General features: G+C 65.1%; 13 protein-coding genes. 5 read left to right on the top strand and 8 right to left on the bottom strand.

What is annotated here, in order from left to right:
* On the bottom strand, positions 1–1656 hold a 1656-nt coding region (locus tag Q0C17_RS17380; protein WP_291209118.1), incomplete at its 3' end, for a tetratricopeptide repeat protein.
* A gap of 532 nt (positions 1657–2188) precedes the next feature.
* On the opposite strand from Q0C17_RS17380, the gene Q0C17_RS17385 reads away from it, so the two are divergent.
* Both Q0C17_RS17385 and Q0C17_RS17390 read left to right on the top strand, forming a co-directional pair.
* Positions 2189–3025 (top strand): universal stress protein, encoded by an 837-nt coding sequence (locus Q0C17_RS17385; protein ID WP_291209120.1) that lies wholly within the window; start codon positions 2189–2191, stop codon positions 3023–3025.
* A gap of 98 nt (positions 3026–3123) precedes the next feature.
* Complete coding sequence (locus Q0C17_RS17390; protein ID WP_291209122.1) at positions 3124–3870, top strand: DUF6629 family protein; 747 nt, start codon at positions 3124–3126, stop codon at positions 3868–3870.
* Positions 3871–4100: 230 nt separating this feature from the next.
* Here the strand turns inward: Q0C17_RS17390 and Q0C17_RS17395 are convergent, their stop codons facing one another.
* The 5 genes from Q0C17_RS17395 to Q0C17_RS17415 all read right to left on the bottom strand — a co-directional run bounded on the left by Q0C17_RS17395 (position 4101) and on the right by Q0C17_RS17415 (position 10149).
* Positions 4101–4847, bottom strand: coding sequence for a DsbA family protein (locus Q0C17_RS17395; protein ID WP_291209124.1), 747 nt, complete (start codon positions 4845–4847; stop codon positions 4101–4103).
* A 78-nt stretch (positions 4848–4925) separates the two neighbouring features.
* Positions 4926–6362, bottom strand: coding sequence for a M48 family metalloprotease (locus Q0C17_RS17400; protein WP_291209125.1), 1437 nt, complete (start codon positions 6360–6362; stop codon positions 4926–4928).
* 108 nt (positions 6363–6470) lie between these two features.
* On the bottom strand, positions 6471–7481 hold the full coding sequence (locus Q0C17_RS17405) for an ABC transporter ATP-binding protein (RefSeq protein ID WP_291209127.1): 1011 nt from the start codon (positions 7479–7481) through the stop codon (positions 6471–6473).
* On the bottom strand, positions 7478–9088 hold the full coding sequence (locus Q0C17_RS17410; protein WP_291209129.1) for an iron ABC transporter permease: 1611 nt from the start codon (positions 9086–9088) through the stop codon (positions 7478–7480). Before Q0C17_RS17410 ends, Q0C17_RS17405 begins: the two co-directional genes overlap by 4 nt.
* On the bottom strand, positions 9079–10149 hold the full coding sequence (locus Q0C17_RS17415) for an extracellular solute-binding protein (protein WP_291209131.1): 1071 nt from the start codon (positions 10147–10149) through the stop codon (positions 9079–9081). Before Q0C17_RS17415 ends, Q0C17_RS17410 begins: the two co-directional genes overlap by 10 nt.
* Positions 10150–10400: 251 nt before the next feature.
* Between Q0C17_RS17415 and Q0C17_RS17420 the strand changes: the two genes are divergently transcribed.
* The 3 genes from Q0C17_RS17420 to Q0C17_RS17430 all read left to right on the top strand — a co-directional run bounded on the left by Q0C17_RS17420 (position 10401) and on the right by Q0C17_RS17430 (position 13092).
* On the top strand, positions 10401–10646 hold the full coding sequence (locus Q0C17_RS17420) for a hypothetical protein (RefSeq protein ID WP_291209132.1): 246 nt from the start codon (positions 10401–10403) through the stop codon (positions 10644–10646).
* A 65-nt stretch (positions 10647–10711) separates the two neighbouring features.
* Entirely contained in the window at positions 10712–11863 is a 1152-nt protein-coding gene (locus Q0C17_RS17425; RefSeq protein ID WP_291209134.1) for an FAD-dependent oxidoreductase, read from the top strand.
* Positions 11864–11919: 56 nt separating this feature from the next.
* Positions 11920–13092: an acyl-CoA dehydrogenase family protein gene (locus tag Q0C17_RS17430; protein ID WP_291209136.1), complete on the top strand. Its 1173-nt coding sequence runs from the start codon at positions 11920–11922 to the stop codon at positions 13090–13092.
* On the opposite strand, the gene Q0C17_RS17435 is transcribed toward Q0C17_RS17430, so the two are convergent.
* On the bottom strand, positions 13052–13579 hold the full coding sequence (locus Q0C17_RS17435) for a hypothetical protein (protein WP_291209137.1): 528 nt from the start codon (positions 13577–13579) through the stop codon (positions 13052–13054). The genes Q0C17_RS17430 and Q0C17_RS17435 overlap by 41 nt on opposite strands.
* 81 nt (positions 13580–13660) lie before the next feature.
* A complete protein-coding gene (locus Q0C17_RS17440) occupies positions 13661–14290 on the bottom strand; it encodes a sulfotransferase family protein (protein ID WP_291209139.1) in 630 nt (209 codons plus the stop codon).
* Between the last annotated feature and the right edge of the window lie 35 nt (positions 14291–14325).

Below are 14325 nucleotides of genomic sequence, written 5' to 3' on the forward strand. Positions count from 1 at the left end.
GTCCGGCCCGCTGGCAAGGATATGGGACAGGCAGGCCTGGCGCGCATACTTTGCCGAAAAGCTGTTCGCTTGCGCCGCGTCATCTGCATAGGCGCGCGCCCGCGCCTGCCAGCCGGTCCGCCGGAGCACTGTCTCGGCGACACTCAGCATGTAGCGCGCCTCAGCGGTCTGCGCAGCCGGGAGCGTTCCGGCGACCGGCGACAGCGCGTCAATCACGCCTGGAAAATCGGATCTGCCGAACTGCAGCCGGCCGATCTCGTAGCGGACCGATGCAGCTTGGAGGCCGGAAGCAGACGCCTTCTGAAGGACAGAGAGGGCTTCCTCCGCCTTGCCGATACGTTCCAGGAGCCGTGCAAGGGACAAGGTGGCTGTTTCATGGCCGGCGCTTTGCCCGGAAGCCAGCGCGGTACGATAGACGGCTTCGGCCTCCTCGCTGCGGCCCGCCTGCTCGTAGGCTTCGCCGAGGATCATCTGGCGATCATAAGTCGGCGACAGCGAAGTGGACTTCACAAGCACCCGGATGGCCGCATCGATCAGGCGTTCCTGCTCCAATTGATCGACGGGGCGCTTGGTACCGGCAAGGCTCATGTAGCTGACGCCGAGCTGCTCCAGGTCTTTGGCGTGCGCGTCATCCGGCGTTGCGGCACTGATCTTCTGGGCGGCATCGAACGCATCCCTTGCTGCGTCGAAATGCTCGCCAGCCTTCCCCGGCTCAAGGCCGGCGAGCGCAAGATAGACGGCGCCCAGGCCGCGATAGGCGGGGAGACTGACGGATGCCGAGCGCAAGGCGTCCCGGTAGCTCGACACAGCGGACACGCCGAGGGCAGCAGATTGGGACGGCGGCGCGTTGGCTGCGGCCGAGGCCGCCATGGACCCGCGAAGCTGCTCACCGCGGTTGTACGCGATCTTCGCCAGCGTGTTGGTTGCACCCGCCGCAAGAGACGGGCACGACCGGATGATCTGCCGCAGATCGGTTACGGCCGCGTATTCGTGCTCTGTGCCCCGCAGCTGGCTGATCTGCGCGCTAAGATCGAGGCCCTGACAGGCGAACACCGCAATCGGGTCATCCGGGCGGGCAGCGAGCGCGGCGAGGTCCTGTGTCGCGAGCGCGCCGGTAGCGGCGCCAAGACATTGATCCGGTTCGGCGCAGGCCGGGCTGCCTGACATCGCAGTGCCGGTCAGGGCGCGCGCCTGTGCAAGCCTGCGGCGCAGGATGAAGCGCTCGTCAACGTCCGCAATCGAGGAGGCATTGTCCTTGCGGACGAGCGCATCTTCCTGGTTTATGAATGACTTCTCGACGAGGTTCAGGGCAAACTGGTAGCAAGCGCTGGTCGTCTCGCAGGCAAGCGATGTCGTGCCTCGTTCGCCGAGAAGGTTGAAGCCGGCGGCGGCGTTAAAATAGGCGGTCGCCCGCTCCACGCCGCTCCGGTTGGGATCTGCGGCCGCCTGCGGGCCTGAACAGACGATCGCCATACGCTCCGCATACGGATCGGTCGCGAGGACGTTGCGGCTGAAACAGTCTTTCGGACTTGTCCAGGCTGGAATGCCTGCATCCGGCGCGGCGGGCGCCGTCGCGCATCCTGAGGCAGCGGCCACAAGGGTGAAGGCGGCAGCCATCCGCACGCTGATGCAGGACTGTTTCAGATCCAGAAACATGAGGTCTTCCGTTTCGGGTTGCGGAGTATAACGCGAAACTGGTGGCAGTTGCGTGCTTCTCCTATCCGCAAGTCTACCTAGTCCGGCGCGGGTTGTTGTTCCGGCGCGGCTGACTCGCAAGGTGGATCCCCCCGCCGCACCTTCCGATGCCGCACTGGCAGAGCAGGCAGCCTTTCAGGCAGGTTTCCCGTCTTTCCAAACAGGCGGCCATCGGGTTCGGGTCTGGATGTCTGAAAAGGACTGCCTGGTGACCGGGAGAGTCTGAGGTGGCCGGTGTGCCCAGGCCTGCTGGCGGGGCCCCAAGGCCCCTGCGCCATCGACAGAAGCCTGCAGCCGAACCCCGCCGGCATAAGTCAAACTACGTATGGCGTGCGCCGGGCCTTACCCTGACCTTTGCCTTCAAGCCTCAATGACATTGCGAACGTTCCGTGGGCGGGCGGCTGCCAGTTGCGCGGGATCTGACGCTTGAAGTGGGCTGACAAAAACAAATCGAACGACAGGCTTCTTAGTCAGTTGAAAGGAAAGAGTTGAGATGTCCTACCGCCGTATTCATTTTCTCATCAGCGCGCACGGATCGCCGACATCGCTCGCGGCGATCGATTTCGCCTGCGGGTTTGCGCAGGGCATCGGCGCTGCGCTTGACGTGAGCCTGCCGCAAGTCGACGTCAAGGCGCCGCAAAACTGGATCGCCGGGAAGATGATGGCCGGTATCGCCAAGGACATCGAAGACACAATCTCGGCAAAGCGCACCGAACTGAAAGAATACCTGAAACAGAAATGCGAAGCGGCAGGCGTAGGTCTCAGCATATCGTCGGTGACGATTGATTGGCCAGGCGGGGCTCCCTCACTGGCGACCCTCGGGCGAACGAGCGATCTTTGCCTGCTTGGCCTGACGCGAAGCCCGGTTGCTGACATCGCCGAAGTTGAGCCATGGCTGTTTTCAACCGGCCGGCCTTGCCTGCTTTATCCCGACACCAGGACCGAGGCCTATTCAATGGACACGGCGGTGATCGCCTGGGACATGAGCCGATCGGCTGCACGTGCGGTTGGAGATGCCTTGCCCTTGCTGAAGGGCGCAAAGTCGGTCCAGGTGCTCGTCGGGCGGGGGGAAAAGGCGATTGAATCCAGTCGGCCGGCGGCGTCCCTGGTCAGCTATCTTTCCGCCCACGGTATAAGCGCGGCGGTCGACGAGTTTGACGTTTCAGGACAAAAGATCGGCGACGCGCTTCTGGCACGTGCCACCCACCACAAGGCGGACCTGCTTGTCATGGGGGCCTTTGGTCATTCGCGATTGCGCGAGTTTGTACTCGGGGGCGCCACGCGGCGTATCCTCGACGCTTCATCCATACCGCTCCTTATGTCGCACTGATCAGGTTCTGCTGAACGATTCCCCGGTATCGCAGCGTGCCGAGATACTTGAAGTCAGTGGTCTCCGTCGGGGCCGTTGAGACAGGGTGAGGTGACGCGATGTGCTTTTCGGAACCTGCAAGTTTTGCCGTCGCTGCTGCGTGTGCGCTCGCCGGTACCTACGCGGTATTCAAGAGCCCTTCGCCGAACTACCTGCCGCTGGCTGGCGTCCCTCTGGTTTTCGCCGTCCAGCAGGCAAGTGAAGGACTTGTCTGGCGGGCCCTGGACCAAGGCGTCGGCCTCCCCGCCTCTGGCTGGCCAGCCACGCTGTTTGTCTTTATTGCAACGGTGGTCTGGCCGGTCTTGGTGCCTTTGTCGGTCCTGCTTGCGCAGGAGGATGGACCTCGCAAGAGGATTATCGCGGCGCTGGCTGCGACCGGGTGCCTCGTGAGCCTTGTATACATTGCGCGGCTGGTGAACGCTGATGTGACGGCCAGCGTTGCGGGCGCATCTGTTCAGTACACGTCTCAAATCAAGCCGGGCGTTTCCCTGCCGCTTTGGCTGCTGTCAGAAGCGCAAGGCGGGACGGATTGGATCCTCGTCCCCTATGCCTTGGCGACCATTGGCGCGCTCGCCTGTTCGGCCCTCCCCGCCCTTCGCTTGTTTGCGGGCCTGGTGGCGGCCGTCCTGGTCGTCCTTTTGGCTGCGGACCAGGACACGCTCGTGTCAGTCTGGTGCTTTTTCGCGGCATCGGGCAGCCTTCTCCTCATCCCGGCAATCCTGTCAGCAAGTTCCGGGTTCAGGAAAGAGCCAGCGCAACCGGCGCTCGGCTCCGGGCGCTTGCCCGCCGACAGAAGCGGACCTTAGGTCCGCCGCAGTCTGGCCGGCACTCTGGGGTGCTACCGTGAAGCTAGGGATATGCAGCTCAGTGTGGTTCGGCAGTCTGGGGCCGCCGCCGGGAACCTGCGTGCAGGAAGCGTGAAAGCGGTTCCGCGCCGTCAGCGCAGTGTTGAAGGCGTAAAGCGGATGCAATTTGCGGCGCAGATCTTTCCAGGCGAGCGCGGGCTCTGGCAATCACACTCAGGCCCGCTGCCGGGTCAGCTCTTCAGGGCGTCCTCGATGGCGGATTCGATCAGCGGGATATTCGCGCCTTCGATATGCTGGTCACCGATGAAGAAGCCGGGGGTGCCGCCGACCGCGAGGTTCTGGCCGAGAACCTTCGTGTCGGAAAGCTGCTGCTGGACGGCTATCGATTTCATGTCGGCGCGCATCTTGGCAACGTTGATACCGGCGGCCCTGGCGACCGCATCAATGTTGGCCTCGGTCAGATCGTCGTTCGATTTGATGCCCATCAGGCCGACGTGCATCTCGAGGTACTTGCCCTGCTTGCCCGCTGCAAGCGCGGCAAGGGCCGCGGTTTCGCTGATGCCGCCGAAGATAGGAAGTTCCTTGAAGACGACGCGGACTTCCCCGTCATACTTTTCCGGCAATGCGCGAACCCAGTCGACCGAGCGTTTGCAGAAGCCGCAGCGGTAGTCGAAGAACTCGACGACTGTGACCTTGGCGTCAGCCGGGCCGATCGAATAGTCGCCGGCATGGGCATACAGCTTGTCGGCATTGGCGTTGATGGCGGCCTGGGCGGCAGCGGCCTGGGCGACCTTCTGCTTCTGGTCGAGGGCGACGAGCGCTTCCTCGATGATCTCCGGGTTCTCCAGGATGTATTCCCGGACGACCTTTTCGATCTCGGACTTGCTGGCGGTGGTCCCGGCATCTGCGCAGGCAGGCAGGAGGGCAAGGCTGGCTGCAGCCAGCGCAAGCAGCGGCTTTCGGAGGATGGGCGTCATTCGGCGTCGGTCCTGTGGATGAAACTGGCCGGACTATAGGCAAGCGGGCGCATGCGTCCACCCTCACTCACACAGGCGTTACCGGCGGTCCCTGGCCGAAAAGTCGCCGAACGGCATGGCGCGGTCCGCCGTTTCAAGCGAGAGGCGAGAGCCTCGGCCATAGCGCTCGTAGAAGACGCGGTTGTCCGGGTTGCTGGGATCGGTGATCAGCACGATGTCATCGGCCCGGCGGAAGTTCGTCGAGCCCTTGTCGAGCGTCTGGGACGCGCGTCTGGCGAAGGCATTGGCGCGGACAATGTCTCCCACCCAGTAAGCAGACTCGGCGGTTGCGAGCTGCGCTTCGGCGCGCCGGTCCTGGTTCTCATAGGTGATGGCGAGCTGGGCCCAGGCGAAGGCGTTGTCGGGCTCCGCGATCAGTGCGTCGCGCAAGGCGGCCTCAGCGGTTGCGGAATCACCCTCGCCCTTGCGGGCGTTGAGCGAGCGGGCATAGTTGATCAGCAGCAGTGGCTGGCCGGGCTTCAGCTCCAGCGAGCGTGCATGCGGCTCTACCGACTCGGCGGCCCGGCCGCTTTCGAAAAGGATCTGTCCTTTGAGTTCCCAGAAGTAGGGGTTCTCCGGATCTTCCGCGATAAGGGTTTCGATGTCGCCGAGGGCCGTCTGGATGTCGGAAGCGCGGTAGGCCGAGATGGCGCGCGCATACCTTGCGGCGGCCGTCTTATCGCTGGCCGGATAGTCACGGCGCACCTTCAGCGGCGAATCAAGAAAGCCCACCAGCTTGGCCCGCATCATCTCGTACTGCTTCTGCTCGCGCTCCGTGGGCGGAACATCCATGAGGCCGGTTGCAACGGCCAGCGTCCGTGCCGTCCGGATACGGTCTGACGCCAGGGGGTGGGAACGGAAATAAGGGTAGCGCTTCGCGTCCGACAACACTTCCTGGTAGCGGAAATTCTCGAAGAACTCGACAATCCCCGCCGGAGACTGGCCAAGCGCGGCCAGGTATTTCACGGCGGCGGCGTCGGCGGCGGATTCTTCGGCGCGTGTATGCACATAAAAGTTGAGGGCGGCGAACTGGCCGGAGCTGCCGATCAGCGCGGCGCCGGCGCCGGCTTCACCGGCAGCGATGGCGAGAATGCCGAGGCCGATCGAGACGAGGGCGGGACGCATCGCGACTTCGCCGGCGCGCAGGCGGGCGACTGTGTGGCCGCAGGCGATGTGGCAGGTTTCGTGGCCGATCACGCCCTTGATCTGGCCAGGTGTTTCCGCCTCGATGATCAAACCCGTATGCAGGTGAATCCGTTGCCCGTTGGCGACGAAGGCGTTCAGTGAGGGGTCGTTGATGATGAAAAGCTGGACATCGTTCGGAACGAGGCCGGCGACCTCGAGGATCGGGTCCGTCCACTCGCGCAACGTCTCCTCGATCTCGGCGTCGCGGATCAGGCCCTGAGCCGACGCACCGAGGGCCAGCACCGCCGAGGCAGCGACCGCAGCGACCGCACGGATCAGTTTTGCAGCCATCCGGTTACTCTCCACAAACCGTCCGGACACCGTCCAGCACGTCAACCGCTCCAACCTAGGCCCTTAGCGGCCCGAAAGCGAGGCTCGGCGGCACCCGTTACTGAATTGTCAGGTTTCGCCTGACGCGAATGTGAACGCAGCGCCTGGGGCCAGCGTGACGCCGGTTTCTTCGCCCACAACCGGACCGGGGCCGAGAGGAAGAAGGGCTTCCAGTTCAAGGCCCTGGCCTACGAGGGTCAGGCGGACGAGCGGGCCGGTTAGCCGCCGCCGGGCGACCATCAGGCGTACCGGCCCGGACGCATCGAGCCGGAGCGCTTCGGGGCGAAAGCCGACCAGAGCGCCGGCGGCGGACACGAGGTTTTGCCAGGCGATCGGCAGCAGCGCGCGCGGGATGACATTGACAGGGCCGAGCGCCTGCGCGGCGGCGAGCGTGGTGGGGCGGGTATAGATATCTTCCGGCGTGCCGGACTGAAGCAGTCGCCCTCCGGACAGGATGGCGATGCGGTCTGCGCTTTCCAGTGCTTCGGCGGGATCATGCGTGACCATCAGGGCCGGGATACCGGCGGCGCGCACGGCGGCGAGGGCGGCGCTGCGCACACTGCCGCTTAGAGCGGGGTCAAGGCCCGAGAAGGGCTCGTCCATCAGGATGGCATCCGGCTGGGGGGCGAGAGCGCGTGCGATAGCGACGCGCTGCTGTTCGCCGCCGGAAAGCTCGTGCGGAAAGGCGCTGGCGCGGTGGGTGAGGCCAAGCAAGCCGATCCAGTGCTCGATGCGGGCGGCGGCCTCGGCGCGGGAGAGGTGATTGAGGCCGAAGGCGACGTTCCGCTCCGCGGTCAGGTGCGGGAACAGCGCGAAGTCCTGAAAGATCAGCCCGATGCGGCGCCGTTCCGGCGGGAGGGTTCGTCCGGGGGCTGACAATATCTGCTCGCCGAGGCGGATCTCCCCGGCCTCGACGGGTTCAAGTCCGGCGAGCAGACGCAGGAGCGTCGACTTGCCTGCGCCGGAGCCGCCGAGGAGCGCGGTAATCTCACCGGGCGCCAGCGACAGCGACACGTCTTCGACCACCGCGCGGGACCCGTAACGGCGTGTGACCCCGAGGGCTTCGAGGATGCGGGTCATGCGGCGCCTCCGGGACGAGCCCTTGAGATCTGCCACGATAGCAGAATGACGGGAAGCAGGCCCGCGAGTGTGATCAGCAGGGCCGGAAGGGCGGCGGCCGCAAGGCGTTCGTCACTGGCATAGGCATGGGCGCGTACGGCGAGCGTATCCCAGTTGAACGGTCGCAGCATCAGCGTAGCCGGCAGTTCCTTCAAGGCCTCCACGAACAGGACCAGGGCCGCCGCTGCGGCGCCGGACATGGCAACTGGCAGATCCACCCTGAGGGTGCGGCGCAGGGGGGAGGCGCCGAGACTTTGCGCGGCCTGGCCGATGGAGGCGGGCGCCCTGGCGAGGGCGGCGGCCATCGGTTCGGTGCCGGCGGCGGTGAAGCGCACGGCATAGACCCAGGCGAGCGCGGCAAGGGCAAGTGCGCCGGACAGCGTGACCGGGAGCGCGCTGATCACCGCGAGGGCGCCAAGCGCCAGTACAGCGCCAGGAATGGCGTAGCCGGAAGAGGCCGCTATGCGGGCAAAGGTGGCGACCGGCCCCTTTCCGCGGATCGACAAGGCGATTATCAGTGCAAGGACGAAGGCGAGCGCCGCGCCGGCACCGGCGAGCAGTATCGAATTGATGAGGGCGTCGGAAATGGGCGCGTTGCGCGCACCGCTTTCGAGGCTACGCCAGACCAGGCGGCCGACCGGGAGTAGGAAGGCCAGCGCAAAAAGCGCACTGCACAGTGCGCTGGCGCCCCATGCAGCGGGGCCGGTAAGCGTGACGCGCGATATCTGGCGCCAGCGAATGGAGCTTTGCTGGGTGCCCGCACGGCCGCGCGCGCGCCGTTCCAGCAGGACAAAGGTGAGGATCAGCGCCAGAAGCACGAAGGCAAGCCGCGCAGCTGCGGCAGGCTCGCCGAAACTCTTCCAGGCGCGCACGATGCCGAAGGTCAGTGTTGGCACGCCAAGAAATTCGGCTGCACCATAGTCGGCGGCAGCTTCCATCAGCGCGAGGGCGAGGCCGGCGGCGATGGCCGGGCGTGCCGCGGGCAGGGCGACAGACCAGAAAGTGCGCCCGGCGCCTGCGCCAAGACTGCGGGCCGCTTCCATCGTACAGACGGACTGCGATATGAAGGCGGCGCGGGCGGTGAGGTAGACATAAGGAAAAAGTGTGCAGGCGAGCACGAAGGACAGGCCGGGCAGGGAGCTGATGTCCGGGAACCAATAATCGCGCGCCGACCAGCCGGTCGCTTCGCGCAAGGCGGTCTGGAGCGGGCCCGCGACGCCCGCGAGGTCACTCCAGGCATAGGCGAGCACGTAGCCGGGCGCCGCGAGCGGAAGCACCAGCAGCCATTCAAACAGGCCGCGCCCCGGAAAGCGGAACATGGTGACGAGCCACGCCGTCGGCACACCCATCAGCAGGCAGAGCATACCTGTGAGCGCGAGTACCGACAGCGTGCCGCCGAGATAGCGCAGCAGCAGCGTCTCTCGGATATGCGTCCAGGCCGCGCCGCCGCCATTGACGAGCCCGGTGACCAGGACGACCGCCACCGGCAGGGCGATCACGAGTCCGGCCAGGAGGACCGGCAGCTGGCGAAAGACCGGCGCGGAAAAGGCGGATGCCCTCAGTTCCATCCGGCCCGGTCGAAGATCGCCTGCGCTTCGGCCTGGTTGGCGCCGAGCTCGGTCAGCGGGAAGTCGCTCTGCTTGAAGCCCGGCAGCAATTCGAGGCCTTCGGGATAGGCGACACCCGCCACTACCGGGAAATCCTTCGTCTCGGACGTCAGCATCACCTGGCCTTCGGGAGAGGCAAGGAATTCGATGAACTGTACCGCCAGTTCCGCCGACTTCGACGTGGACGCCACCGCCGCGCCGCTGATGTTCACATGCGTGCCGTTGCCATCCTGGTCCGGGAAGGAGAGGGAGGTCTTGGCGGCGGCAAGGCGATCTTCGGTGCTGCCGGTCGCAAGGCGCACCCAGTAGTAGTGATTGACGATGGCGGCGGCGCACTGGCCGGCGGCGACCGCCTGAATCTGCGCGGTGTCGCCGCCTTCCGGCGGGCGGGCGAAGTTGCCGGCGACGCCTTTGGCCCAGGCTTCGGCCGCTTCGCTCCCATTGCGGCTGATGAACTCGCTGAGGAGGGAGAGATTGTAGATGTTCGTGCTGGAGCGCACGCAGAGCTCGCCTTTCAGGCGCTCATCGGCGAGGTCGGCGTAGGTGTCGACTTCCTGGGTTGGCAGCATCTGCGGGTCATAGACGACGATGCGTGCGCGCTTCGAAAGGCCGAACCAATGACCGTCTTTCTCGCGCAGCTGCGCCGGGATCGCGGCTTCGAGCTTGTCGGAGCGCACGGCCTGGGTGAAGCCTTCGGTCTGAAAGCGGTAAAGTGCGCCAGCATCCGAGACGATGATGACGTCGGCCGGGCTGTCAGCGCCTTCGGCCTTCATGGTCTCGAGCAGTTCCGGAGCGCCGGCTTCGCGCACGTTGACCTTGATGCCGGAGAGTTCCTCGAACTTCGCATACATCGCCTTGTCGGAATCGTAGTGGCGGGCGGAGTAGATATTGAGCGCGGCAGCCGGAGGCGCCGCTTCACTGGCCACAGGCGCCGGCGCGCCCTCGGCAGGCGGCTGGGTCGCAGGCTGGCCGCAGGCGGCTAGGACGGTCATCGACAGGATCGCGAGCGGAAATCTGGGCATCTGTGGCTCCTTAATTTGCCGCTGATCCCAACCACATATGAGAATGAATCGCAACCAACGTCAGACGCGACCTTTTATACCCCTTTAAGGCAAATTGGATGTTTACCATCAGGCGGACCTTGACCCGTTTCTTGCATAACCTGCTCACCCGGTAAGCGGGCTGTCCCAACCCTGCGATGTTGCAGGTGCGAAATAGCTTCTGATAGACCGGAAACTCTGTTAATCTTTTGTTTACGGATGGGGCGGGCGCGATGACGGATTTTGTTCTGGATGTCGAGTTGAACAGCGAGGACGAGGACGTCCGGCTGTCGGCGGCGATCGATTCTTTCCTGTCCCTGCACGATACCGGCGCGCGCGGCGAGGCGTTCGACCTCGACCTGATGGTGCGCACCGTGTTCGGCCCCGGCGGCGAGCGCCTGAAGCAGATCATCTTCCAGCAGCATGACCTCGCCGACGCGTTCAACACGTTCTGGTCGGCGTTTCGCGGCCTCAACTGAATTGCCTGCCATGTGTTGAATGTGCCGACCGGGGCTCCTAAACCCCGGCGGAAGGCTTATTCGGCATGGCATTGTTCTCCTCCCTTCCGCGTATTGCGATCCTCGGCGCCGGGATAATCGGGCTGACGGCAGCCTATGAGTTGGCCGTGCGCCGGGGTGTGCGCGTGACCATCTACGATGTGCGGCCGCCGGGGCGCGGGGCGAGCTGGGCGGCAGCGGGAATGCTGGCGCCGGCCTTTGAGGCGGCAGACGCGCCGGGCGTGCATCCGCGCCTGTTCGAGCTTTGCCTGGCGAGCGGGGCGTTGTGGCCTGGCTTTGCGCAGGAGCTGGCGGCGCGGGCGGGCAGGCCAGTGGGGTTTGACCGGACACCGTCGCTGGCCGCGGCGCTGGATGAGGATGAACTCGGGCGGCTGTCGCGGATCGCGGCGACGCTGCGCCGGGCGGGCCTTGCGCATACGGAACTGTCAGCGGCGCAGCTGCGCAGACGGGAGCCGGCACTGAACGCGGACGTGCTGGGCGGGCTGGAGCTTGAGACGGACGTCCGCGTGCACAACCGGGAGACCGTGTCGGCGCTGCTGGCAGTGCTCGGCGCGCATCCGAAGGTTCGCTTCGTGGATGGCCCGGCGCCGCTCAAATCGGCGGGCGGACGCGTGAGGCTTGAGGGGCATGACGCCATCCTCGCGGCTGCAGGCTGGGAGACGGCGATCATCAAGGTGGAGGAGGACGGGCAGCGCTTCAGCCTGGTTAACTGGGATACGGCGCTGGACGATATCGACTGTCATGGCGGGCAGATGCTGGCGGTGCGGGCGGATGAGGGCGCGCCTGAGCGGGTGGTGCGCTCGGGCAGGGTGTACCTCGTGCCGCGGAGCGAGCAGGTGGTGATCGGGGCGACGGTAGAGCCGGACCGGGTGATCGATGCGCCCGAGGCGGACGTCATCGAGGCGCTGCGCCTTGAGGGCGTGCGGCTGTGTCCCGGGCTCGCGGCAGCGTCGGTGGTGGAGAGCTGGGCAGGGGTGCGGCCGGGCACGCCCGACCACGCCCCGTTTCTGGGCGAGACGATCACGCCGGGCCTGTTCGTCGCGGCCGGGCATTACCGCAACGGCATCCTGCTGGCGCCGGTGACGGCGAAGATGCTGGCAGACGAAATGCTGGGCGAGGCGCCGGACGGGCTTGCCGCCGCGTTCTCGACGCGCCGGGCCTTCGCCGCGACCCCCTGACGCTGGACGAGGCTCAGAGCCCGCCTTAAGTCTCGCGGCCAAAGGGAGATGAAGGCATGCACACCATCCGTCCTATGACCGAGGACCAGCAGGCGATCCGCGACGCTGTGGCGAAAACGCTGGAGCCGTTCGACGACGCCTATTGGCTGAAGACGGACGAGACAGGCGAGTGGCCGGAAGAGTTCTGCGCGGCGATGGCCAGGGGCGGCTGGATGGGAATCGCCTTCCCGGAGGAGTATGGCGGCGCAGGGCTCGGCCTGACGGAAGCGGCGATCATGATGCAGACAGTCACGCGCACCGGCGCGGGCTTCTCCGGCGCCTCGGCGATCCACCTCAACATCTTCGGGCCGAAGCCACTCGAGAAGTTCGGCAACCCCGAACTGAAGCGCGAGAACCTACCGAAGATCATCTCCGGCGAGGAGAAGATGTGCTTTGCCGTGACCGAGCCGAACTCGGGCCTCGACACGTCCAGCCTCGAGACGAAGGCGGAGCGGACGAACAATGGTTATGTCATCAATGGCCGGAAGATCTGGACGACAGGTGCTCAGCGTGCGGACAAGATTCTGATCATCGCGCGCACGACGCCGAAGGATCAATGCTCCAAACCGCATCTCGGCCTGTCGCTCTTCTACACCGATCTCAACCGCAACAAGATCGAGGCGAAGCCGATCCCGAAGATGGGCCGCAAGGCTGTGGAGTGCAACGCGCTCTTCATTGACGGGCTGGAAGTGCCGAAGGAACACCTGATCGGTGAAGAGGGCGCGGGATTCAAATACCTGCTGCAGGGTCTCAACCCGGAGCGCGTGCTGTTTGCGGCGGAAAGCGTCGGCCTTGGCTTTGCCGCGCTCGAGCGCGCGACGCGCTATGCCAACGAGCGGGTCGTGTTCGGCCGTCCGATCGGACAGAATCAGGGCATCCAGCATCCGCTGGCGAAGTGCTGGGCCGAGCTCTCGGCAGCGGAACTGCTCGCCTACAAGGCCGCCGCGCTTTACGACGCGGGTGAAGACTGCGGCGCTGAAGCGAACGCCGCAAAGTATCTTGGTACCGAGGCCGGTTTCACTGCGTGCGAGACGGCCGTGCTAACACACGGCGGCATGGGCTATGCGCGGGAGTATCATGTCGAGCGGATGATGCGCGAAGCCATGCTCGCCCGTATTGCGCCCGTCAGCCGCGAGATGATTCTGAACTTTATCGCTGAGCGCGTGCTCGGCCTGCCGAAGAGTTATTGAGCTGAAAGCCGGCTGCGGCGAAGCCAAGACCAAGTAGCAGGCCAGCGAAAGTGACAGCCAGTGTCAGAGAACTCAGTATACCGATCAAAGCAGAAGCAAGCGCTGCAAGCCAGAGCAGGGCTGCCGGCTGCAGGAGCCGATGCTTCAGCAGGGCGCCTGCAAGCAGTGCCAATCCGACAAGCAGGCCGGCGGCGCCTGCTTCATAGAAGTTGATGCCAAACCTGTTCGGGTCTGGGCCGACAATACTTGCAAGGCTGGTCGCCGCGAGAACAAATCCCGCAAACCCGGTCCAGCCGAGGAGGCGCGAGACGCTGGCGTAGAGGGTCATCAGGCCGAACAGCATCAGGATGTCCACACTACCGTAGAGCAATTCGAGGCCCGGCGAGTCCGGCGTGTAGGGCACGAAGGTGGAAATCACCCGCAAGCTTCCGCCGAGGATAGCCGCCGCGGCGCCGAAGCCCGTAAGCATTTGTTTGCTGATAGGCATCGCGGGCCCTTTCTCCGAAGATCAACGACCTGTGCGACCTCAACCTAGGTTGAGATCAAGCGAAATCTTCGTCCGGCTGTCCTATATGTTGTCCCCGCCCTTCATCAGCTGGAAGAACTCTTCCTTGCTGTTGGTGCGCGGATAGGGCGTTGCTGGAACCGGCACGCCGAGAAAGGCGCAGAGCGGCTCCCAGCCATCGCTGGCCTGATGGACGAGCAGGCGGCTTGCCGGGATTGCGGCTCTGACAGCTGCTTCCTGCGCATGGAACGCCGCGATGACGCCGTCCTTGTCCGTGCGCCCGCCAAGGCTGCGGTCGATGACGACTTTGGACACCATGGTCAGCCACGGCACGGCCGGCGGCGGCCAGCGGTCCTTTGCCATCAGGGTGGGGAGAATGGTTTCGGAGAAACTGGAATACCAGCTTTCAGCCGAACGCGTTGACAGGATAATCTTTGCGTCCGGATAGGCAGCAGACACTTCGCGCCAGAAGGCGGCAGCCGGCCAGTCGACTGCGGATTTGTAACCCTTGAAGATCGCGGCAAAATCCGGCTGGCCGTCAGCTGCTGCCTGCCAGAGCGGAACCTGGACCGGGCCGTTCTCCAGCACTTCCTTCATGTGATGGCATGGACCGAACCCGAGCTCTTCAAGCGCAAGCTTGAGCGAGAGTGTGCCGGTACGCCCGAAACCGGCGCTGATAGCCTGGAGTGTCATGCACAGTCCTCCCCCGCGCGATCTGGGCGCGTCTG

The organism is Hyphomonas sp. (assembly GCF_022844445.1).
Classification (GTDB): Bacteria; Pseudomonadota; Alphaproteobacteria; order Caulobacterales; family Hyphomonadaceae; genus Hyphomonas.

Bases quoted from the DNA above. Each gene is read 5' to 3' on its own strand.
- Q0C17_RS17405 (WP_291209127.1), bottom strand. From the start codon at position 7,481: ATGACCCGCATCCTCGAAGCCCTCGGGGTCACACGCCGTTACGGGTCC.
- Q0C17_RS17440 (WP_291209139.1), bottom strand. From the start codon at position 14,290: ATGACACTCCAGGCTATCAGCGCCGGTTTCGGGCGTACCGGCACACTC.
- Q0C17_RS17425 (WP_291209134.1), top strand. From the start codon at position 10,712: ATGGCATTGTTCTCCTCCCTTCCGCGTATTGCGATCCTCGGCGCCGGG.
- Q0C17_RS17415 (WP_291209131.1), bottom strand. From the start codon at position 10,149: ATGCCCAGATTTCCGCTCGCGATCCTGTCGATGACCGTCCTAGCCGCC.
- Q0C17_RS17395 (WP_291209124.1), bottom strand. From the start codon at position 4,847: ATGACGCCCATCCTCCGAAAGCCGCTGCTTGCGCTGGCTGCAGCCAGC.
- Q0C17_RS17400 (WP_291209125.1), bottom strand. From the start codon at position 6,362: ATGGCTGCAAAACTGATCCGTGCGGTCGCTGCGGTCGCTGCCTCGGCG.
- Q0C17_RS17430 (WP_291209136.1), top strand. From the start codon at position 11,920: ATGCACACCATCCGTCCTATGACCGAGGACCAGCAGGCGATCCGCGAC.
- Q0C17_RS17390 (WP_291209122.1), top strand. From the start codon at position 3,124: ATGTGCTTTTCGGAACCTGCAAGTTTTGCCGTCGCTGCTGCGTGTGCG.
- Q0C17_RS17420 (WP_291209132.1), top strand. From the start codon at position 10,401: ATGACGGATTTTGTTCTGGATGTCGAGTTGAACAGCGAGGACGAGGAC.
- Q0C17_RS17385 (WP_291209120.1), top strand. From the start codon at position 2,189: ATGTCCTACCGCCGTATTCATTTTCTCATCAGCGCGCACGGATCGCCG.
- Q0C17_RS17410 (WP_291209129.1), bottom strand. From the start codon at position 9,088: ATGGAACTGAGGGCATCCGCCTTTTCCGCGCCGGTCTTTCGCCAGCTG.
- Q0C17_RS17435 (WP_291209137.1), bottom strand. From the start codon at position 13,579: ATGCCTATCAGCAAACAAATGCTTACGGGCTTCGGCGCCGCGGCGGCT.